This is a genomic window from Parapedobacter luteus (assembly GCF_900168055.1).
In the GTDB taxonomy this organism is placed as follows: Bacteria; Bacteroidota; Bacteroidia; order Sphingobacteriales; family Sphingobacteriaceae; genus Parapedobacter; species Parapedobacter luteus.
On record NZ_FUYS01000003.1, the window covers coordinates 82,698 to 105,473 of the forward strand.

At 50.3% G+C, this 22,776-nt stretch carries 10 protein-coding genes; 1 reads left to right on the plus strand and 9 read right to left on the minus strand.

Features of this window, described 5'->3' with window-relative positions; genetic code table 11:
• Positions 1–26 precede the first annotated feature (26 nt).
• A complete protein-coding gene (locus B5X72_RS06910; protein ID WP_245826859.1) occupies positions 27–1,952 on the minus strand; it encodes a sialate O-acetylesterase in 1,926 nt (641 codons plus the stop codon).
• A 129-nt stretch (positions 1,953–2,081) separates the two neighbouring features.
• Here B5X72_RS06910 and B5X72_RS06915 point away from each other — a divergent pair, with 129 nt between their 5' ends.
• Positions 2,082–3,197: a glycoside hydrolase family 43 protein gene (locus B5X72_RS06915; protein WP_079716122.1), complete on the plus strand. Its 1,116-nt coding sequence runs from the start codon at positions 2,082–2,084 to the stop codon at positions 3,195–3,197.
• 63 nt (positions 3,198–3,260) lie between these two features.
• Here B5X72_RS06915 and B5X72_RS06920 read toward each other — a convergent pair whose 3' ends face one another.
• The 8 genes from B5X72_RS06920 to B5X72_RS06955 all read right to left on the minus strand — a co-directional run bounded on the left by B5X72_RS06920 (position 3,261) and on the right by B5X72_RS06955 (position 22,355).
• A complete protein-coding gene (locus B5X72_RS06920; protein WP_079716123.1) occupies positions 3,261–7,301 on the minus strand; it encodes a hybrid sensor histidine kinase/response regulator transcription factor in 4,041 nt (1,346 codons plus the stop codon).
• A 73-nt stretch (positions 7,302–7,374) separates the two neighbouring features.
• Positions 7,375–9,825 carry a glycoside hydrolase family 95 protein gene (locus B5X72_RS06925; RefSeq protein ID WP_079716124.1) on the minus strand — a complete coding sequence of 817 codons (2,451 nt, stop codon included), beginning with the start codon at positions 9,823–9,825 and terminating at the stop codon, positions 7,375–7,377.
• A 16-nt stretch (positions 9,826–9,841) separates the two neighbouring features.
• A complete protein-coding gene (locus B5X72_RS06930; RefSeq protein WP_079716125.1) occupies positions 9,842–11,524 on the minus strand; it encodes an endo-1,4-beta-xylanase in 1,683 nt (560 codons plus the stop codon).
• A gap of 24 nt (positions 11,525–11,548) precedes the next feature.
• Positions 11,549–12,577, minus strand: coding sequence for a DUF5627 domain-containing protein (locus B5X72_RS06935; RefSeq protein ID WP_079716126.1), 1,029 nt, complete (start codon positions 12,575–12,577; stop codon positions 11,549–11,551).
• A gap of 49 nt (positions 12,578–12,626) precedes the next feature.
• Positions 12,627–14,390: a RagB/SusD family nutrient uptake outer membrane protein gene (locus B5X72_RS06940; RefSeq protein WP_079716127.1), complete on the minus strand. Its 1,764-nt coding sequence runs from the start codon at positions 14,388–14,390 to the stop codon at positions 12,627–12,629.
• A gap of 23 nt (positions 14,391–14,413) precedes the next feature.
• The gene (locus B5X72_RS06945) at positions 14,414–17,230 is read right to left on the minus strand and encodes a SusC/RagA family TonB-linked outer membrane protein (RefSeq protein ID WP_079716128.1); all 2,817 of its coding nucleotides are present in this window, start codon (positions 17,228–17,230) and stop codon (positions 14,414–14,416) included.
• A 32-nt stretch (positions 17,231–17,262) separates the two neighbouring features.
• On the minus strand, positions 17,263–19,167 hold the full coding sequence (locus B5X72_RS06950; RefSeq protein WP_245826861.1) for a RagB/SusD family nutrient uptake outer membrane protein: 1,905 nt from the start codon (positions 19,165–19,167) through the stop codon (positions 17,263–17,265).
• A gap of 17 nt (positions 19,168–19,184) precedes the next feature.
• Complete coding sequence (locus B5X72_RS06955; RefSeq protein ID WP_079716130.1) at positions 19,185–22,355, minus strand: SusC/RagA family TonB-linked outer membrane protein; 3,171 nt, start codon at positions 22,353–22,355, stop codon at positions 19,185–19,187.
• Between the last annotated feature and the right edge of the window lie 421 nt (positions 22,356–22,776).

The window sequence follows — 22,776 nt, forward strand, 5'->3', positions numbered from 1 at the left end:
CACCGCGCGCCATGGTGGGTTTGATATTAGTTGATTTGGATTTCAAACGGCGAAGCTGGCAGTCCTTCTTTATTATACAGGTTGGGATTTACGGGATTATCGGCCCAGGCGTAGCGGACATACATCGGATCACCGACTTTCTCGCTCCATACCACTACCCGGTCTCCTCTTATTTCTGCCTTGGCCCAAACAAACTTCCTATCCGGCCCAGCGATGGCAAATTCGCTTAGTGCCCCCCCATCTCGGGCAACCAATCCACTACCTACATGGTCGAATGAAAGTGACACTTTATGCCCGTCTTTCTGGTACGACTGATACATCGGACCGGAGGCAACCAGGTCTTCGCCGTAAACAAGCTTCCGGGCAAGCAGGGCTAAGCGTTCGCCGACTTCCTTTTTCCTATCAGGATGGATGTCATTCCATTCCCCCAGATCAATCGCAACCGCCATCGCCGTTTGGGGGACAGCCAGCGCCTTGCGTTGGGATTCGCGCAACGCTGCCCAACTACTCTCGGACGGCAGGTAATTGTACTCCATGAAGCCGGGAAGCTGCACATACAAAAACGGTAGCATTTGGTTGCCCCATTTCGTGCGCCAGTCGTTTATCAACGCGGGTAGGCGTAGCGCATAGTCGGCGTGCTGGCCTACATTGCTTTCGCCCTGGTACCATAGCACGCCTTTCAAGGCATAGTCAATTGCCGGAGCTACCATACCATTGAACAGCGCAGCCGGTTGGTTCTGGATGTTGATGCTGGGCACCGTTGCATGGTGATAGTCGAATACCTCCCCGACTTTATACTGCCAGGTGCCTTTTAAATCAACAGTGTCCTGGCCAGCAAAAATGCAATACGGCTTATCCGGCACGAAACCGCCCTTACCACCATGGTTGGTTACCTTGACGAGAAAACTATTTTTCCCCGCCTTCAATACGCCGCCAGGGACCTTATACCTGCGCTGCGGATACATATAGGTCGTCCGGCCCACCTCAATGCCATTGATCGTTAAAACGTCTTCATCTACAATCCGGCCGAGAAAGACCCGTGCGGGTTTACCCGCCATTGCGGCCGGAATGTCCACTTCTTTCCGGTACCATACGACACCATCTAAATCCCTGATTCCCTGATCTTCCCAATAACCGGGCACGTTAATGTTGCGCCATCCACCTGCGGACGGGACAAAGGACTTGCGCCTTGCTGCTTGTGCCGCGGCACGGTTGACGGATTGTACATATGCGGTATCTTTATTTTGCTGTATGGTGCCGTTGAGAGCTGGAAATACGCGCAGCCGCTCTTCACTAATCCAAGCTTCTATGGGCGTGCCGCCTACACTGGCATTGATGATACCAATGGGTACCCTATGAGTATCGTATATTTTCTTGGCAAAAAAATATGCGACCGCTGAAAAGGACCGCACATCCTCCCCCATGGCCCTTGTCCAAGAGCCCGACGGAAAATCGTTTTGCGGTGCCAGCAAATCGGCGGCGGTTGGCACCAGAAATTGCCGGATCTCCTGATAATTGGCTTCCGCGATATCCGTTGCGTATGTTACATCGTGGATGTTCAGCATATGCACCATGTTGGATTGCCCCGAGCAAAACCATACATCGCCAACTAAGACATCATTTACCGTCACTTCATTGTCGCCCGTTATGGTCATCGTGTACGGCCCCCCTGCGTCAAGGGGCGGGAGTAAAACATGCCATTTTCCGTCGGCATCGGCGACCGCATCATATGTTTTGCCTGCAAAATCTACACGAATGTATTCGTCCCGTGATGCCCAACCCCATATCTTGAGCGCTGTCTCGCGCTGCAATACCATCCCGTCGCTGATTAAACGGGGAAGCGTGACGTCGGCCAATATAAACGAGCAAAATATCACCTGAAAAAAAATAGACAGTGCAGCGGCGCGAATGACATTCGCTAATAACATGTTTGACGCTCCTGTACTGCTCATGATGGTTTTAATAAAATTTGGTTAAACACACTGGTTACTTGGCAAGTATACGGAAAATTCGGTAATATTGCAATCGGTTGCATTTTTAGGAAAAGACGCACCTTGATTATTAACCATTTGACCTTAGTCATGATGAAGAAAAAAACCTATTTTTCAGTGTTGGCAGCCTCCGCTGGTTGCTCGCTCCTATTGGCCACATGCCAACAACAACAGCGCCCCGCTCAATCAACCGACAGCGCCCCGCTTTTTGAGGGAGCCATATCCCAACCCTTGGTATCGCATATTTATACCGCTGACCCCTCGGCCCATGTCTTCGAAGGTAAAATTTACGTCTACCCATCGCATGACATCGATGCCGGCACGCCCGAAAACGACAATGGCGACCACTTTGACATGCGGGATTACCATGTGTTTTCCATGGACAGCGTGGGCGGCGAAGTCACGGACCACGGCGTTGCATTGAAATTGGAAGACATACCCTGGGCCGGGAGGCAGCTATGGGCGCCCGATGCAGCATACAAAAACGGGAAATATTACTTTTATTTCCCTGCCAAAGACAAGCAGGATATCTTCCGCATCGGCGTGGCTACGTCCGACAAACCTTATGGCCCTTTTGTCGCCGAACCTGAGCCCATCAAGGGTAGTTTCAGCATGGATCCGGCCGTATTTACAGATACCGATGGCACATCCTACCTATACTTTGGTGGCATATGGGGAGGACAATTGCAACGCTGGGCTTCAGGCGAATATGATCCGCAGGGCTCATCGACAGACCTCGAAAACGATAGCCTGCCCGCCTTGACACCAAAAATGGCCCGACTGACAGACGATATGCTGCAATTTGCTGAAGCCGTACGGGATATCGTTATTTTGGACGAAAACGGACGACCGTTGCTGACCGGCGACCATGACAGGCGCTTCTTCGAAGGCTCCTGGGTACACAAATACCAAGGCAAATACTACCTGTCGTATTCGACAGGCGATACCCATCAATTGGTATACGCTACTGGCGACAGCCCCTACGGCCCCTTTACTTATCAAGGCGTCATTATGACTCCGGTAATCGGCTGGACCACCCATCATTCGATTGTAGAGCATGGCGGCAGGTGGTGGCTGTTCTACCATGACACCCAACTATCCGGTGGCAAAACCCATCTCCGCAATATCAAGGCCACCGAACTGCGGTATGATGGCGATGGAAAGATCGTGACCATTCACCCGTATGGTGAGTTGAGTACGCAATAAAGACATTACGCACGGGCGCCCCATTAGTCACGGGCGCCCAATCTCTCCGCGTGAAAAGCGTCGCTAAACGTCATTCGTAGTATAATAAGCTGTGGGAGATACGCCATACAGCTGTTTGAATGCGACGGAGAAGGTGTTCGCATCGGCATAGCCGACAGCATATGCCACCTCAGAAACACTCAAACCCTTATGGGTAATCAATTCAGCGGCCTGCTTCAATCGGATATTTCGGATCAAATCCCGGGTGGTTAATCCGGTCAATTCCTTCAATTTACGATGAAGATGTACCCGACTAATGCCGATTTCACTAGCGATCATTTCGACACTTAATCGCGATTCGTTAAGATTCCGGTCAATAATACGGTGAACCTTTTCCAACAACTTTTCGTCGGAACTTTTCAGCTTGACTTTGGAAATAAATTCACCTTGAAACTGCGCTTCGCGCTCACTGTTTTTGACCAGCTCACGGTTCCGGATTAAGCTTTTCGCGGTTTTCAGTAGAACGGTCATATAAAATGGTTTGACGAGATAAGCATCGGCTCCTGCATCAAAGCCGTCTTCGGTATCCGACTCTTCCGCTTTGGCCGTCAGCAGAATGATAGGTACGTGTCTGACAAGCGGACAGGATTTTATCCGACCACAGAGCGTCATTCCATCCATGCCAGGCATCATCACGTCGCTTACTATCAAGTCCGGTGTATCTTTCAATATTCCTTTGTAGGCGTCTTCTCCATTATGATATGTGACCACGGTATAAAACGATTCAAATTCGCTTCGTATGTAGTCGCAAATTTCCAAGTCATCGTCGACGATTACAATTTTGGATGATTTCCTATGTTTCATCTCGTCCTGGTCGCTGTCAGCTATTGGTGTGATTCGAATTCGATCGGTCGTTCCAAAGTGGGTAGGACTGAATACCGGGATCTGGGATACATCGCCAATAGGCAACTGTAATTGGAAGCGGCAACCTTCCCCCGCTACATTTTCGACGCCGATGGTACCGCTATGCATTTCCATTAATTGCTTCGCAAGGTAAAGGCCGATGCCCGTACCATTTGGATGGTGATCCCGATGGTGCGGTGATTGATAGAAACATTCAAAAATCCGTTCCTTTTCGTCCTCATTGATAAACTGACCCGAGTCTGTTATTGCGATAGTCAGATATTCCGTCGCATCCATTCCAATGAACTCTGATCGCAATGAAACGCGAATAGTCCCCCCCAAAGGTGTAAACTTGCAGGCATTTGAAAGGATATTGATCAATATCTTATCAAAATGACGCGGATCAATAATGGCAAACAATTCACTTTCTGGGCAATCTATCTCCAGTCGAATGTCTTTTGCATCCAGCTGTTCTTCAAATAATAAGCAGACGGCCCTGGTAAACTGATTCATCTCCACACGCTCAAATCGCAGTGTCATCTGACGTTTTTCAATCTTCCGGATATCCATCAGTTGGTTGACCAAGTCGAGCATGCGACGCGCATTGCGATTCATGATAGCATACAAATGCCCACGTTTACCATCCCCATCGTTTTCGATGAGTTTTTTCAGCGGACTGATGATTAGGGTCAATGGCGTTCGGATTTCATGTGCAATGTTGATAAAAAACTGTAGCTTGGCCTCGTTGACCGCTTCGGCTTGCTGATGGACCTGCATTTGTTGTTGTATGCGTCGCCGGTTTCGATAGGCCTTTGCAATGGCAACCGAAATCATAATCGTTACCAGCGCATACATCCATTTGGCCAATGTAGACTGGAACCAAACAGGATGAATGATAATCCGGGCCTCCTTAATATCGGAAAATGTATCGTTTGATCGGGCACGGATGCGCAAGCGATATTCACCGGCCTCCAGGTTGTCGAACGCCAGGCGATTGTTGCCCGGCCGCAAAGCAAGCCATTCGTTGTTATTTAGTGAATACACGTATGAAACCCTTTCGGAGTCATTGAAATCCATCGTGGAAAATTCCACACTGAATGAATTGTCACGGTAGTCCAAATGGAATGTTTGCGCATGGTTTACCGCGGTATCCACAATCGCATAGCGCCCGGATTTCATACCTTTTCTCACCGCCTTATCACGCACGTAAAAATCAACAATGTTCACGATCCGTTTTTTATTTTGAATGTGGATTTCGCCTGGTCTGAAGTAAGTGACGCCGTGTATTCCTCCAAAATATAAATCCCCGTTTTTCGCCGCGAGCGAAACCTTGGTCATAAACTCGTTGCCCTGAAGTCCATCCCCGGCATAAAAATTTAAAAATCGGGATTCCGACACGTCCATTTTTGCGATTCCGCGGTTCGTACTTACCCAGATATCCCCGTTTGGGCCTCCCTCCACAGCACAGATGAGGTTGCTGGGCAGGCCGTTATCCATATCAAAGATATTCATTTCAAGGGTAGCAATATTGAGGCATACCAGTCCCCGGGAAGTACCCGCCCACAAATGCCCTTTATCGTCGTCATGAAGTGAATACACCACCGTGTTACTGAGCAACCGGTTGGTCCCAAACGCCGTCACAAAATTTTCATTTTCCAAATCCAAACAGGCTAACCCATCAAAAGTGCCGATATAAAGCTTATTATTTCTCGATAACAGTAGACAATTGATCCAATCGTTGGGTAGATAGTTGCCATCCGGGCGGTATACCGTGCCGTCAACGGCGCTAAAATTACGGATGGTACCGGATTTCAAATCGAGACAGAACAGTCCAGATCCCATGGAGGCTATCCAAAGGCGCTGTTCCTTATCCTCCCGTAGCCCGTATATGCGCTGTACGTTATCTCCGTTTTTATCCACAAGCTCCGTTAAGTAGGTGCTTTGACCGGTGTGCGGGTTAAACTTTGCTAAACCATCCGAATAGGAGCCAATCCAGAGATCTCCATATGAGTCTTCATAAATGGACATAATGGTGGAAGGTACCGACCGTACTCCACCGCGGCACCCGTAATGCCTGCTCGAACCGCCATCTGGACCCAGGGCATATAGTCCGTCGTTATCAGTGCCAATCCAAAACGTGCCCTTACTATCCTCAAATATCGACATCACGCAATTTGAACCAATCAAATTACGGTTTACCGATTTATACCCGATATAGCCAAAGCTGTTTTTATGCGTGGGCAGCAAAAATACTCCGCGTTGGTACATACCCATCCAGATGTTTCCAGCATTGTCTTCAAGGATCGAGTTTATTTTTGTTGTATTGAAATCGAACGTCGTCATCGTCAGGTCCATGTCCTTAACCACGCCTGATTCCTCATCGTATAGTTTCATCCCCGCTCCGTTGGTAGCTATGTACAACTCATTCCGCGAACTGACCAGCAAATCTGCCACGGCAAGATCCCCTCCGCCACTATAATGTACCCGAACAAACGCATCGTCAATCGTGTTGTATCGGAATAGTCCACCGCTCATATTGCCGACGAAGATCGTACCGTATTTGTCTTCGCATATACTGGACACCACATTATTCTGGACTTTTTTAGCTGCAAAGTAATCCGTTAGTTTTCCGTCGCCGAACCTGAATAACCCGTTGTCTTCCGTCGCAATCCAAAGATTTTCTTTTTGGTCTTCGAATATCCGGATGATCATATTGCTTGGCACCAGCCCTTCAAGCTTAGTACCCTCCCACCGGCCAGACCTTTGTTGCAGTTCAAATATGCCGTGGCCCGACGTTCCAATAAGCATCTGGCCGTTTTTTCGTTGGACGATGGTCAAGACATGGGCAGCTATTTCCTGACCATTCTGAAGTTTAAGCGGGATATGATGAAACGAATCGCTCGCAGCATCGTAGTATTGAACACCATTAATGTAACCTACGTACATCTGCCCCTGCTTATCCTCGGCAAGAACCAACGCCATATCGTTCAGCACGGAATGAGGGTCGTGCTCGTTGTGCCTATACACCTTGAATTTGATACCGTCGAATCTATTTAACCCATCTTCGGTTGCAATCCATACGTAGCCACTCCGTCCCTGATGGACGTCCGTGACCATGCTGCTGGAAAGTTCCGAGTCTACAGTAAAGAGTTTACCTGATTGGGCAGACGCACACCTCGAACATAGCAATGCGGCTGATAAAAAGAAAATGTGTCGGAACATAACTTACGTTTTTGGTATATAAATGGCGTTCTGCGAATTTAAGTGTTTATTCGACAACTATCAACCGAATACCTTATAAAACATGATAAGTCTTGCCTTTTTGTGTGGCTATATCATATTCAAACACATCAGACATCCCATCGGGATATACCAATTGTTTGTCTATGTGCTGGTTTATTGCCGGCACATAAAAGAATGGATTTGGGTTTGCACCATCCGATGCCGCCTTAAGGTTAGCATGTGGCATCGGCGCGCCCAATCGCAACCGGAGGTTTCCGCCAAGTTCAGAGCGTATAGTGAGCCGGGTAATCCGGCCATTCTTCCATGCTAAGTGTTCGATAACAAAGCCGCCAAGCGCGCGCAAACCACTTACTGATCCACTTGGTTTCCAATCATCAGGCAGGGCAGGTAATAGGTGAATAGCCCCATCGTGGCTTTGCAGAAGCATTTCGGCAATTCCTGAGGTACAGCCGAAATTACCGTCAATTTGAAATGGAGGGTGGGCATCAAGGAGGTTCGGATAGCTACCGCCTCCGTCCTTGTTTGTTCCCACCGGGCTTAACTGCTCCCGGATCAGCTTCCACGCACGGTTTCCGTCCAACATACGCGCCCACCAATTTACTTTCCACCCCATACTCCAACCGGTGCTGACATCGCCGCGCTGTTCCAAGGTCACCCGCGCCGCCGCAAAAAGGCCGGGTGTCCGAAACGGCGATATTTGCCGGGATGGAAACAGTCCGTATAGGTGCGAAATATGCCGATGTTTATCCTCCGGATCATCCAAATCGGCCAACCATTCCTGTAGCTGACCATGCCTGCCGACCTGCATCGGCGGCAACAAGGCCTGCTTTTCCTTCAACAAGGTTGCAAACGCCTCATCAGTGCCCAACACATCGGCCGCCCGGATGGTCGCATCAAATACATCAAAAACCAATTGGTTATCCATGGTCGTACCGGCGTCAATCGACACTCCTGGGCGGCTTTGGGGTGCGTTTTCGGGAGAGATACTGGGCGACACCAACAGCCAGCCATGCGTGGGTTCCGGTATAAGGTAATCGACAAAAAATGCCGCGCTTCCTTTTAAAATCGGATAAACATGCCGCAAAAATTCCAAATCCCCATGGTACAGATAATGTTCCCATAAATGTTGCGAAAGCCAAGCACCGCCCATGGGCCACATACCCCAGAAAACACCGTCTACCGGCCCAGTAATACGCCACAGATCTGTATTGTGGTGGGCAACCCATCCTCCGCTTCCATACATCACCCGCGCAGTTTCCTTTCCGGTATCAGAAATATCCTTAATGAGGTCAAATAGTGGTTGATGAGTTTCCGGCAGATTGGTCCGCTCCGCTGGCCAATAATTCATCTGCGTATTGATATTAATCGTGTATTTGCTGTCCCAGGGCGGACTCATATCCTTATTCCAAATCCCTTGAAGGTTGGCGGGTTGCCCGCCCGGTTGGGAAGAAGCGATCAACAGGTAACGGCCGTATTGAAAATACAGATTGACCATATCAAGGTCCATCCCCTGCCGGAACGCTGCCAATCGTTCGTCCGTTGGCTTCGACGAGGGAGACGGTTTGCCGATTTGTAAGGCAACCCGGTTGAATAGCGGCTGATATTGTTTGACATGTTCATCCACCAGGCGCTTATAGGATTTGCCGCGCGCATTGATGAGGTATTTTTTTGCCCTTTTTGCTTCGTCGCCCCCTAAATCAGCGTAATGGATATGATTGGTGCCTATGCTGACTAAAATTGTGGCAGCATTTGCATCCGTAACATGGAGGCGCCCGTTTGTGGCAGTCAGTTTCCCACCGCTGACTCGCACTTGGGCCAAGCACTGAAACCGAAGTGCCCCGCCCGGCACGGATTCAAAACCCCCGGTGGCCCCGCTAATACTACATATGTTACCGCTGCATTCGACAGTTGCTTCCGGCTGCGGCGTAGACAACGCAACATCAAAACGCAGCGACCCGCGCTTACTGGCCGTCAACCGGATAATGATCAGGCGCGCCGGATTTGACGCGAAATATTCCCGGCGGTAAGTAATCCCATCTATCTCATATTCTGTCGCCGCTATGGCCCGCTCGATATCCAGTTCGCGCCGGTAGGAAGTAGGCTCCTGATGGTCCGGAAAGATTAGGTGCAAACTGCCCACGGGCTGAAATGCTTGACCGTTCGACTTCCCGGCCATCATGGTTTGGTCCGCAAGTGTTTGCGCTTCGCGGTGCTTGCCTTCAAAAATCAGCTTCCTAATTTCCGGTAATGCGGCCAGTGCCGTCGGACTATCGTTCCGATTTGGGCTTCCTGTCCATACCGTACCCTCATTGAGTTGGATTTCGTCCTTTTCCACGTTGCCATATACCATGGCCCCCTGGAAGCCATTGCCAATGGGTAGCGCACGCAGCCAGTCGTCGCCCGCAGGGGCATCGTACCATAGCGTCAGTGATCGTTCTTGCGCAGCAGCATAACCTGTCACTACTACCAAAAGCAAAAAGAGTCTAAGCACCTGTTTTGTCATACACACGTGCGTTATTTTATTGGCCGGTTAACGCTTCGGCAAAAGCTGCATAAGCCGGCTTCCTGACATACCCTTCCGTCCACAATCCAATCGGCTCACCCGCCCGCCAGCTTGAACCTTGGGGACTATCCAGCGGACTCCAGACCGTAATGCCGTAACGCTGTGCCGGAGGAATCAGCTCAAAATACTTTTCGACCACGTATCGGTACATCTCCGCCTGTGCTTGATAATCTTGCTCGGTCGCCTGGGCTGTCGGCACGCCCACACCAATGTCAAGTTCCGATATTTTTATCAACTTCCCTGTAGCGGCCAACAGTTCGAACATCTCTGCTATCCGCTCCTTGTCATTGGATGTGCTGATATGCATCTGCGTACCTATTCCATCTACCCGTGCTCCCTGACTTTCGATGTATTTTGCATATTCAATCAGGCCCTTGCACTTATCCAGGCTTGATTCCAGGCCGTAGTCGTTGATGAACAGCAGGTCACCCGGCTTGCCATACTGCTCCGCCAACTTAAAAGCTACTACGGCATAATCCGCTCCTAAATAGTCCTGCCAGTAAAACTCGTCGCTGGCCATGTCCGTTTTTCCCACGCCTGTTTTCAACTGATAAGGATCCGGCCAGTCTGACATGGGCTCATTGACCACATCCCATGCGTGTACATGGTCCTTCGCGACTTCCATCATGCCCGCTATCCAGGTTTCCAAAGCCGTTGTCAAAATCTCGTTCTTTTCCTCGGGGGTCTTTTCAATGATTTGATCGCCCACTCCACCGAAGCCTTCTCCGTACGCTGACACGCCTCTGGTCGATCCATTCCCCCATCCCGCCCATCCTTGGTCGGTCCCGCTCTCAAAATCACCGTTTGCAATCAAATTTGAAGCACTGTTTTTAACGGTTAGCGACACATTGTCGATATACACCGTACCCACATAGTCGCCAAAACTGATTACAAGCCGGTTGCGGTCGCCTTTGGTTGTAGTAGTCGTAAATTCATATTCGTGCCATGCCGGACTTACCGCGAAAGTGCCGAAGCTATTGGACGAATAATCCGACGTAGACTGGACTTCAGCACGTATAGTCCCTGCTTCCGTGGCCTTTACGGCAAACTTCAGCACGTATTCCTGATTGTTTTCCAAATTCGGCAAATCATACGCTACCTGTGCTTCCCAGAAGTTTACCGCAGACTGATTGGTAAATGTATACGCATAGCCGGCATCTCCTCCGCCGCCCGCCTCATCAGTCCCAGGAATGACCGTGGGTTCTATCAGCTTATTGAGGTAAGCGGCATTTTGATTGACATGCCAGCACAGCGTATGGCCATATACGGATAAGCCTGCCGCGTTGGCCATCGCCAAGAAACCAGCCACGTCCGACAGGGCAAGGCTGCCGTCGGCCTGTACCACTGCGCCGTGTTTCATTGCATAGCCCAGGGTTATCTCGTCAAAATTTCTATTCATCAGCCGGTACATCACCCCTTTTTGGACATAGCTGGAAAGGGAAGTCGCCCCCCCTAATTTGAACTGGTTGTGGACGCTTCTATCGATATACGACTTTAGCGCATCGTATGAATCAATATCCTCCTGCAGGACCACGCTCTCGGGCTTAACTGCATGGAAGGCAAGTGGCTCATACTCATTACAAGCGGCTGCCATGAACAACGCTATTGCCGGTAAGCCCATTTTACATAGTTGGTTCATCTTACTTTTGCTAAATGGTTAGATTTACTTTAATACGGGGGTAAATGTTTCCATTGATACCCCCCTGTTGCGGACGACCAGTGTATCCGTTGCGGCAATATGCATCTGGGGTAAATCGATCTCGTATTCCAGGTAAATCGCGTCGCGGTCCTGCGCTCCCCAACTGTTCTTTTCCCCACGCTTTACAAACTTACCGCTGCCCGATGCGGTGTATCCGGCCGCCGCCGAAGTCACGTTGCAGTTGCCATCCTCGTCAAACGTCAGCAGAATATCAGCTGTGACATTGACGCCGTCGACATCTGGAAATGCCAATGGGAACTCCACTTCGCCCCGGGATCGGGTAACCAACTGATTGACTTCGTCGTTCTCTATAAATTCGGCATGCCGAATAACCGTGCGGGTCAGGGAAGCATTTCCGTTCTTTCCGGTAATGACGTCTTTGCCCCTTCTCAGGTAAAAGCCATGCCACGGGTTGATATACTTCACCGCGTATAAGGTAAAGTCTTTGGGTGCCACCTCCCAATGCGCGGGGACACTCCGCTGCGGATTAGCGACTAACGGAACTCCAGACAGAATAGAGTCTGCGCCATTGACGCCCGTCATCCGTACCGGTACCACATACGTCCGCTTCAGCGCCAAAGGATCGGCAAAAAAAGCGTCTGTCAGCTGTACTTCCACGCCACCCGCGATTTCCCCAGCTGGAATGACCATGCGATCAGAAGCCAATGCATAGTAGTTTGACGGCATCGGTACCACATCGCCGTCGCCCCCTCCGAATAACAACCCCTGGCATAGCGCATCATCCACCACGAAATCAATAATGATATCCTTTCGTGTGGTATACACGCCTCCCGTGGTGGCCATGATCCGAAATTTGCCCTCGTTATCGAGCGTCGTATCAAAAATATCCTCCCCTAACGTAATGGTACGCACCGGGTACTGATAGGCAAAATACACAGTCTGGTAGTCAAAGTCCGGGAACTCCCAGTCGTCATTCTTACACGATGTGAAGCACGTGACAAGTATTACGCTGATATAAACTATATGTTTCATGTCTAAATGATTTATCTTCTAAAACAACCTCCAATTGACTCCGCAGTACTCACCACCCGTTATTTTGCCGTAATGCACTGAATTTCAATATTTCGCTATACGGTATTGGACCGTAAATCATAAAATCCCGGTACACCCGATCTTCTACATCGATAATTCGGTGATTTCCGTTTTCGATGTGGTCGCCCTTTGCTGTCTCGGTAAGGTTGGCTTTCCAACGGCGCAGATCCCAAAAACGGAATCCCTCAAAGCAGAGTTCCAACCTGCGCTCATTACGGATTAACTCCCGCATGGCTGCCTGATCTGCTTTGACCGACTCTAAATAGGCATCACCATTGTCGAGGCCAATCCCTGCCCGTTGACGGATAGCTTTGATTACGTCATAGGCGGAATAGTTATTGCCACCGGTAGCAGTCGGCCCCCATGCTTCATTAGCCGCTTCGGCATAAATCAGGTAAATTTCGGTATACCGGATATGCGGTTTGATGTGCCGTTGGGCGTTAACACTGGTTGGATTGAGGTTAACATCGCCCCGCAGCAGCTTACGCATATAATAGCCGGTACGTGTGGATGTCTCTACCCGGTTCAGCCCGTCATTGGTGCCTCCGTCTACTGCTGTGTAAATGGCCGTATTGTTGGCCCCTGCTGTACTTCCATTGACAATAATAAATTGCTGTAGCCGGGGATCCCGGTTTGCATAGGGTGTGTTATCATTATATTGTGCCTGTTCCGCAGTAATGGGATAGCCGTTGGCCATCGGAAATGCATCGACCAGGTTTTGGGTTGGGTTCAGCAATCCGGCTCCATATAGCGTGGGCGGGAAATGCTGCGCCTCCAGAGTGCTGCTTGTTCCTTCGATGTTTGTACGCCAGAGGATTTCGCGCGGGTTTACTCCAGACCCAAGCCCATCGATTTCGTTGCGGTTGTCGTACCACGTAACCCCGTTGGGTGCCAGTCCGGTAATCCCGCCGTTTAGATCGATCACTTCGGCAGCATAGTTCGCTGCATCAGCCCAAGTGGTGGTGTTCCCGTGGCTGAATGCCGGGCTTGCCGCCAGCAATGCCGCCTGTGCGCGTACCGCCCGCAGGATACGCCCCGACAACCGCAAACGCATCACTTGTCCGAACACCCGGTTATATTCGCTGATCCCAATACCGAGCGAGGTGTATTTGGCCGGTATTGCTGACACGTTGCTGACATCTTCATAATCATGGGGCAGCAAGCCAAGTGCTGTCTCCACATCACTGTACAGCTGCTGCATACAGGCCTCGAACGTAGCTCTCGGCTGATTAAAGTCGGAAGACGGGTCTTCCGGTTCCAGCACGATTGGCACACCCAACAATTCGCCATTGGCGTCGCCGCCATGTGCCTGGAGCAAATGATACATGAACAGCGCCCGCAGTCCGTAAGCTTCCCCTTTCGTGCGCTCAACAAAGAGCTGATTGATTACCGGATCATCGGAAAATTTCACCATATCAACCTCCCTCAGCATCACATTGAGGTATTGGATAGCCGCCAGTGAATTTGTCCATTGATTCAGAGGGTTGTTGTTTGAAGCCCATTGCCCTGTGGCTACTGTATAATATGCATTGGCTTCGTCATTGGAAACGGCATTATCCGTGGCCATATCGCTGAAAGACCAGCCATTCGTAGGGAGCCGTGTATAGCCATTGTACAACAATCCGGCAGCGTACTTTGGCTCATCGTGGATGTCACTCAAATCCCGGTTGTTCCGGATGGCCGGTTCAAAAAGATCGGAACAACCCGATGCCGCGACAAGCACCACAACTACATATACAAGTTTCTTATTCATCGCTTTTCATTTTTTGTAGCTAACTAAAACAGCACCTTCGCGCCAACGTTAAAAAACCGTGTTTGGGGTGCACTTCCAATATTCAACTCCATGATTTTCCGGTTGGGGGAAATGGTCAGCAGGTTTGCCCCGTTTATATATACCCCAAGCTCGTTGAAAAAGCCATCACCGATGATACGCTTTGGCAACGTGTAGGAGACCTGTACCCTGGCCAGATCAAACCGGTCCGTACTGTAAAGCCAAAAGTCGGATGATCTGAAATTGTTATTTCCATTCAGTGTAGTCAACCGCGGATAGGTCGCCTGGCCGCTGGTTTCCGGGGTCCAACGCCCTCTCACCACCTCCGAATACTTGTTTTCACCTGCAATCCAGAAATAGGAGTTGTCGCGCAGGGCATAAGCTCCTGTCCTGGCCATTCCCAGTACAAATACGGTAAGGTTGCGGTATTTTGCAGTCAGGTGTATCCCTGCGGTAAACGGTGCGCCGAACCAGCCACCCCGACCGAGATAGACCGCGTCTTGATCATTGATGACACCGTCGTTATTTTGGTCCTTGTATTTAATGTCACCGGGCCGCACCTGGCCGAATGCCTGCGTAGGCGAATTTTCAATCTCCTCGACGCTGCTGAAAAATCCTTCCGCCTGCAATCCCCAGATTGCATCCAGTTCCCTGCCTATCCTGTTCTGATAGCTGTCCTCAAAAATATCAGCCCTTCGGGTTGCTATCGCTTTGTAGTACGTACCGGTCAAACCCAAACTTAAATCCGCATTGCCGACTTTTTTATTCAGTTGCAAATCGAAATCAAAACCGGAACGCTCATCTTCGTCATAATTCACATAAGGAATGAAAGAAGACACCGGCCAGCCCGTGGTAAAATAACTCGGAAATAAGTTTCCGTTCTGGACAACCAATCCCTTCATCCGGCTTGCGAACCACGACGCGTTGAAGGATACCAGTTGGTTGAAAAAGGATGCATTCAGGTTTACGCTGACCTCTTCCCGTTTGGGAAAAGTCAGGTTGGGGTTCGCGCCACGCCTGGAGTCCGTTGTCCGTTCGCCCGCCGACATGTCTCGCCAGCCATACCATGCGCCACCTTCATCCCCGGCGTTCGCGTAAATGGCCTCATACAGGTAATAGTCGGCAATATCCAAATCGGTATGCAGGATCCCGCCTGATACCGACACCATCAGGTTGTCTATCGCCGATGAGCCAGCGATAAAAGGCTCGTTGCTGATCCGCCATCCAATCGTAGCAGTTGGGTTAAAGGCTTGCCGGTTGCGTTCGGGAAGCCGGGCTGAGTGGACCAAAGCACCATTGAATTCGGCATAGTAGGTACCCTGGTAGTTATATCCTGCATGTAAACCAAGGTTTGCATTGCTCGTCTTGTGGTAAACACCGGAAGTAGTCTGTTGGAAGCCTCCGGCCAGCAGCGTGGCCGAAACGTTGTGCCGGCTATCGAACTGCCGCCGGTAGTTGAGCTGGCCTGATGCGGCGATTGTCTGCCTGAATGCACTGTTGCTGACATTCTGGGTGCGCGAACTGGCATCCTGGCCATAGCGGGTCAGGCTGCCGATCAGGTCGTCCCCTGCATAATTATTCCATACAGGCTCGTATACTGCGTACTCATGGTTGAACGATTGATTATAGGATGTTGCGTAGTCCATTCCGAACATCGAGCTGAACGACAACCCGGGCAGTACATTCCGGAGGTCAAAGTCTACCGCGGTATTGAACTGGAATTGACGGCTGGTGTAGGTGTTCGAACCACCTGCATAGATATCAGCAAACGGATTCGTCTGATCCAGTTGCGTTCCACCGAGAAGGTACCTTCCATCGATCAGATTACTGCTGAGCCCCACCAACCTCATCGACTCCTCATCGTCCGCTTCAATCATGCTTATTGGAATCAGCGGTGCAAACCTGTGCGGCCTTAGGGTTGCAGCACCGTTCCAGTAATCGGTATTCACCCCTTTTCCATTGTAAAAAATTGCGGCTGCGTCTACCTTGGCATCAATAAACTGGTTGATATTCATATCTACATTGCCACGGATATTAAACCGCTCATTTTTGTTGTCAGCAGCCTGCCCGAAGTTCAGGAGCGTGCCCTCTGACCAGTAACCGAAGTTGGTGTAATATGCTGCCCGCTGGTTCCCTCCCGCTATTTCCACAGTGGCGTCATAGCGATTGTAGGTATTCTTCAGGTATTCGGGCGAATAATAGTCCACATTGGGATACCGGTACGGGTTGGCGCCCGCAGCATGGTGATAAATATCTTCTGCTGAATATAGCGCACCCAAACCATCGTTCAACCGCGCTTCGTTATATAGCGTCATGTATTCCGCAGACCCCAGGTATTGCGGATAGCGTCTTACGGTATGCAGGCCTGCATTTGCCCGTACCTCAACAGTCTGCTCAGCGGCCCGTCCTCGTTTAGTTGTGATCATCACAACTCCCTTTGCCGCGCGGCTGCCATAAAGCGCTACGGCCGCAACGCCCTTCAAAAAGGTTACCTGTTCGATTTCCGTGGGCATTACACTGCCTGCATCGCGCGGCACGCCGTCTACCAGCACCAGAAACGAATTATTCCCCCACAGGTTGCCGTGAAAGCCAGCAGCAAAAGCTTCCATTTCCGACAGGGAGTAGGTAAAATAATTTTTGTCCAGCAGTTGCGGGACGTCCACATAGGCCACTCCTCCCGTCAACTCGTGGGATTCGACTGTCCGGAAGGCCACCTGGACGGAATCACCTATATTCGCTTTGATGGTGTCCTGTGCTTGCAATGTCGCCGAAAACAGCGTCATGGTGACACTACACACCATCGCTAATCGTATATCTTTCATTGTCATTTCTCCATTTAATTTTCAGCATGCCATTACCAACCCGGATTCTGGTGTAACTCCGGGTACAACGTCACATCAGCGACCTTCAGCGGCAACCAATAATGCTTTTCGCTGAAATTACGCTCCAAAATCACTGCTTCCCTCAGGTTTACCACCCGGTTCTCTGCTGGATCTTCCGTATTGAACTCCCCGGCCCTATCAAATTCAATGGATGTCTTGATGGTGTATGGCCGCTCAATCAAAAGCAACCACCTTCTCAGGTCGTTGAACCGATGGCTTTCCATCGCCAGCTCAACGGCGCGCTCGCGGCGCAATTCGGGCAAAAAGGCCTCGGTTGACCCTAAAAATCTGGCATGCACCGGTTCAACACCAGCGCGCTGGCGGATGACATTCACCGCATCCTCAGCCGTCTTGGCAAAAGTCGAAGACTGCCCCGATGGCGAGCTGTACCCGACTGCTACCGACTCTGCATACATCAGGTAGATGTCGGCCAACCGCATATAAGGAATCATGATATGGAGCGCATATCCATAGTCGAATCCCCTGTCGATGTTGTTGGCCGTAATTGGAATGAACTTCCGATTCACGTAGCCCGTTCGGCTTCCCGTACTGACGTTGCGGTAACTTCCTCCGGTGAATAGGTTGGCATACCGTTCTCCCGCCATGTTTGCCGGTATGGAGCCTTGCACCACTTTCACGCCATCAAAAAGTATGTTGTTATAAAACCGCGGATCACGCCCACGCCAGGGAAATTCCGGGTCGTAGCCGGACTCCGGGTCGGGCTTGGTAATGTCATCCGGAAGCGGCAACCCATTGGCCATACCGTAAAAATTTACATAGTTGGCAGTGGGCAGGAACTTGATGTCACCGTCGCCAATGTGCGCTGGCAAATACTGTTTTGATGCGCCCCAGTTTGTATGGTTGCCCCGGTGGTAAGGTGGACGGAAAATAGCTTCTGTGCCACCAGGTATGGCCCAGTTCTGACCATAGGTGTAAAAATTCATGTGATAGTTCGCAAATGGCATCAATGCATATTGCGTCTGCCCGCTTTCCACCAATTGAAGCAGTTCGCCGAAAGCGTCCGCTGCCCGCCGGCAATAATCTGTATTGTAGGTTCGGCTGCCCGTAGACTCATAATTCATCAATGGGCTTCCTGCCCAAAGCAGATTCTTGCCCAGGTAGCCCAACGCCATGATCTTGTTGGCGCGCAACGCATTCTTGCCAAGGGTTCGTCTGCCTGCCTCGGTATCGTCCCAATTGATGGGTAGCAAGTCCGCCGCCCGCCTGAAATCCGCCGCGGCTTTTTCCGCACATTCGTGGTAGCTCAGGCGAGGTTCACGAAACGGTTCGTCCGCCGGGAGTACCCTGTCAATGTAGGGAAGCCCTCCGAAATATTGGATCAACTGAAAATGAAACCATCCTCTGAAAAAAAGCAGTTGCCCCTCAATCAAGTTACGCTCCTCCTGTGTACCGTCGGTCAGCATATGCAGGTTTTCCAACCCCAGGTTGGTTTTACGGATTCCATACCACGCCAGTATCCAAAGTCCCTTGTCGATACGATCCTGGTCTACACTACCCGAATTGTAGGATGTACGCACATAGCTTTTGTCCATCCAACCGGCTCCCCACCCATCATGTTCGACCTGCCATCCCCAGAAATCACCGTTTTCGATTTTCACGCCGAAATGGAAGTTGTTTGCTGTGGATTGGATTTCATCGTCGCCCCAGTTGAAGGAAGTGGTCCAGTAACTGGTTGCAAAATTGGGCACACAATGGTACAACTCTTCGGTAAATCCCTGGAAATTGACAAAATTCTGGAAAGCAATTTCCTCTGAAATAATTGACTCCGGTGTCCGTTCCAGATAATGCTCACAGGAGGACACTACCAGCACTGCCGGCACCAGCAGGCTACGTATAAACTTGGATTTTATATTCATTATCATAACCATCTGTATTAAAAGGTAACATTGCAGCCCAGGTTCAACCGCCTCACGGTGGGGTACGCCCCTTGCGAAGCCCAGCCCGTGCCGGCGAAGTTAGATTCCCGGTCGTCGGGCATATCCGTCCACAACAACAAGTTGTTGCCACTGACGAATACGCGGAAATCGGCTACGCCAAGCCGTCGCGTCCATTCAGGTTGGAAACGGTAGCCGATTTCGGCATTTTTCAGCCGCAGGTAAGAGCCATCGTAGAAATAGCGGTGTCCGGCGTTGAACCCGGCGGTCAGTGTCTGCCACCGCAACATGGGAACGTCCGCATGGATATTATCCTTCGACCAATAGGTTCCCTCTTCGTAAACCCGGTTTACCTGGCCTGTCAAACTGTTGAATACGACTTGCCTGGAAACGTTGTTAACGCCGTAGAATTGGAGGAATACGTTGAAGCCCTTCCATTCGAACCCGAGATTGGTGTTGTACGTATTCTGCGGTATACCGGAATACCCGTACGGAGCCGAATCAAATGCATCGATTATGCCATCCCCGTTGATGTCGAGGATATGGTAGTTCCCGGGCAATTTATTGGCATCGTTAGTATTGTGCGGCGTGCTGGCATAAAGCTCATCCCAAGAGTTGTAATACCCATGGCCGATGTGCGTGCGTGCTTGGCCGAGCTGATACCCCTGCTGCTTCTGGTAATCGTGCAACAGCTGCGGATCATCGCGGAAAAGCACTTCATCCTTGGCGTGCGTCATGGCAAAGTCGGCCCATATGCGGATGCCGTTGCTAAACGTATGGTTGAAGTTAAGCGTCAGTTCAAAACCTTTGGTCCGCATGCGGCCCAGGTTCGCCGCGGGGGCGTCCGTGCCGTAATAGCTCGGTACCGATCGATCGCCTGCCATTAGGATATCTTTGCGGTTATCCTGGAAAAAGTCTAACCTTCCACCGATGAGGCCATCGAGGAAACCGAAATCAAGGGCGAGATTGTATTTATAGGCAGTTTCCCATCGAACCGCAGGATTGCCCACCATCGTTTCGCGGTACCAAGTGTATGGGCTGAATTCTCCGGCTTCACCAACCACGCCCAATTGAGACGCATCGCCATATGCCCACTGGTTCATGAACAGAAAGCGATCCGGACCGATATTATCGGCACCGACTTCCCCGTAAGATGCGCTGATCTTCAACAGGTCGAGGCCCTTTACCTTCTTCATAAACGGCTCTTCGGAAATGTTCCACCCCACTCCGCCGGATGAAAAAAATCCGAACCGATATTCGGGGGCAAACTGTTCCGAGCCATTGTAGGCTCCGTTATATTCGACCATGTACTTGTTGCGGAAGTTATAGGTTCCCCGGAACACCCAATCTTCGCGGTAGCGCGGCACCATGCTTCCGGTAGCTTCCTCCTGACGGCTCATCAAGCCCATCGCCGTGTAATTGTGGTCATTGGCAACTGTACCCGCATAGTTCAACTGCAACTGGTAGAATAGCCTACGCTGTGTCTGCCCGCCGCTTACGCTTCCGCCGGTAGGCGACCAAGCGGCCCCCTGATCATAATAATCAAAGCCGGTTTGGCTGTCGAAAGCCTCTTTAAAAATGACCTGACCGGTCCGCGGATTGATCCATTTTTGCTGAAAACTGTTGTAAAGGTCATTTACACCCCTCCCCGTTTCCACGAAACGATTGTCTACCGCCAGCGTCCCTTTGAAATTCAAGCCTTTCAGCAGCATATCCAATTGTTGGTCGAGCACGAAATTGGTGGACAATTGGGCGGTGGTGGTATAGGATACTCCCCCGAGCGACAGTATTCTTATGGAATTCAAGGCTGCCTGCTCATTCGGTTGATAATAGCCCCACGTTCCGTCTGAATACCGTGGAATCAATGCATCGGGTGGATTCTGGTAGGCGGCGATCCAGAATCCGTATTCATTCCCTCCGCCCCAGGGGCTTTTTCGAACGCCGTAGGTACCGCTAAGATTGGATTGCAGTTTGGTGGACGGTGTTAACTGGAAATCCAAATTACTCCTAAAGTTCAACCGATTGTAATCGTATCCGGGCGTGTATCCGCGATTATTTTCAAATTGCCGGAACAAATCGCCTTCCTTTTGGTAATCGACGCTCGAGAAATATTTGGTGACCCTCGTGCCTCCCCGGATAGCAACGTTGGCATTATATGCCATCGCATAATCCTTAAACATCAGATCCTGCCAGTCGACGTTAGGGTATCGTTCGGCTTCTTCCTGATTAAGCGGCGAACGGTATTTATACCGAATATCATAAGGGATGATATCGTTCCAACTGGCTGGGTTCAATGAAAGCTCATATTCGATAGCCCGATTGCGAACACCTATTGCATCATAAGCATCCATCTTACCGGGTAGCTGCGAAACAAATTTGGACGTAGTGTTTACCCGCCCAGTGATCTCTGCTCTACCCTCAGCCCCCCGCTTGGTGGTCACGATGATGACACCGTTGGCGCCCCGGGAACCGAACACCGCTGTCGCCGACGCATCTTTAAGCACCGATATAGATTCGACCGACAAAATATCCATCTGACTGAAAAACTCCGGTCGCTCCACGCCATCCACCAATATCAATGGGTCGTTGCCGTTCCAGCTGTTTTGCCCCCGGATAACAATACGAGGGTTTTCCTCGCCGGGCATCCCGGTGCTCGCATGCGTGACCAAACCCGGCAAATTACCGGTCAACGCAGCCCCGAGACTGGAGACCCCGCCCGTTCGCTCCAATACCTTGCCGGTTGTTTGGGTGATGGCGCCAACCACCGTTTCACGCTTTTGCTGGCCATAGCCCACCACTACCGTTTCTTCCAGCATAATATCCGCACTGCTCAATACCACTTTGATGTCCGTTTCATTTTCGACAGCCAGTTCCAGCCGTTCCGACCCCAAATGGGAGACCACCAATACCTGCTTTCCACTGGGTATGCGCAAAACGAAACGGCCGTTATTGTCCGTCGCCACAGCGATACTTGTTCCCTTCACGGCTACCGATGCTCCTGCTATCGGCGTCTCAGCGGCATCCATTACGATTCCCTGTACCTGCCGGTAATCTTGTGCTGAAAGCTGGAGATAAATCATCACCAAAAAGGGCAACAGCCACCCCCCTTTTCGATGCGTATACCTCCATAAATCTTTCCAGCATTTAATCGGATAAAAATTTATGATCATGTTTATTCAATTAAGTTAGTCAATGTCAGGTCATTCGTTTCCATGGAGTGCAGCATCAAGACACTCTAGGTAAACGGTGTGTATTAGCGGTTCAATTACCCTTTATGTATCAATTAGGTTTAACATCACTTCATTGGTTTATATGGTCCAAAAATTCAGGTAGCACTATCTGTAGCACCAAGCGTTAGCTCACACGGGCCACCTTTATAAATGTTATTAAAACACTTTTTTAAACGGGAACAAAACGGCAAGCTCTCATAATCAAAGTCGAATAAAAGGTTAATAATACTTGGTTAATAATCTTCAGCCTGTGATTTTGAAACTGAGACGCAATGATAACACAGCAAAAAAAGAAAGCAAAAAAAACATGTTACATAAATCATCGGGCATGTTACATTACCACACAAACAACAGAAAATCA

Coding starts and splice junctions, on each gene's coding strand:
- B5X72_RS06945 (WP_079716128.1), bottom strand. CDS start 17,230: ATGAAAGATATACGATTAGCGATGGTGTGTAGTGTCACCATGACGCTG.
- B5X72_RS06910 (WP_245826859.1), bottom strand. CDS start 1,952: ATGAGCAGTACAGGAGCGTCAAACATGTTATTAGCGAATGTCATTCGC.
- B5X72_RS06940 (WP_079716127.1), bottom strand. CDS start 14,390: ATGAATAAGAAACTTGTATATGTAGTTGTGGTGCTTGTCGCGGCATCG.
- B5X72_RS06915 (WP_079716122.1), top strand. CDS start 2,082: ATGATGAAGAAAAAAACCTATTTTTCAGTGTTGGCAGCCTCCGCTGGT.
- B5X72_RS06935 (WP_079716126.1), bottom strand. CDS start 12,577: ATGAAACATATAGTTTATATCAGCGTAATACTTGTCACGTGCTTCACA.
- B5X72_RS06925 (WP_079716124.1), bottom strand. CDS start 9,825: ATGACAAAACAGGTGCTTAGACTCTTTTTGCTTTTGGTAGTAGTGACA.
- B5X72_RS06920 (WP_079716123.1), bottom strand. CDS start 7,301: ATGTTCCGACACATTTTCTTTTTATCAGCCGCATTGCTATGTTCGAGG.
- B5X72_RS06930 (WP_079716125.1), bottom strand. CDS start 11,524: ATGAACCAACTATGTAAAATGGGCTTACCGGCAATAGCGTTGTTCATG.
- B5X72_RS06950 (WP_245826861.1), bottom strand. CDS start 19,167: ATGAATATAAAATCCAAGTTTATACGTAGCCTGCTGGTGCCGGCAGTG.
- B5X72_RS06955 (WP_079716130.1), bottom strand. CDS start 22,355: ATGATCATAAATTTTTATCCGATTAAATGCTGGAAAGATTTATGGAGG.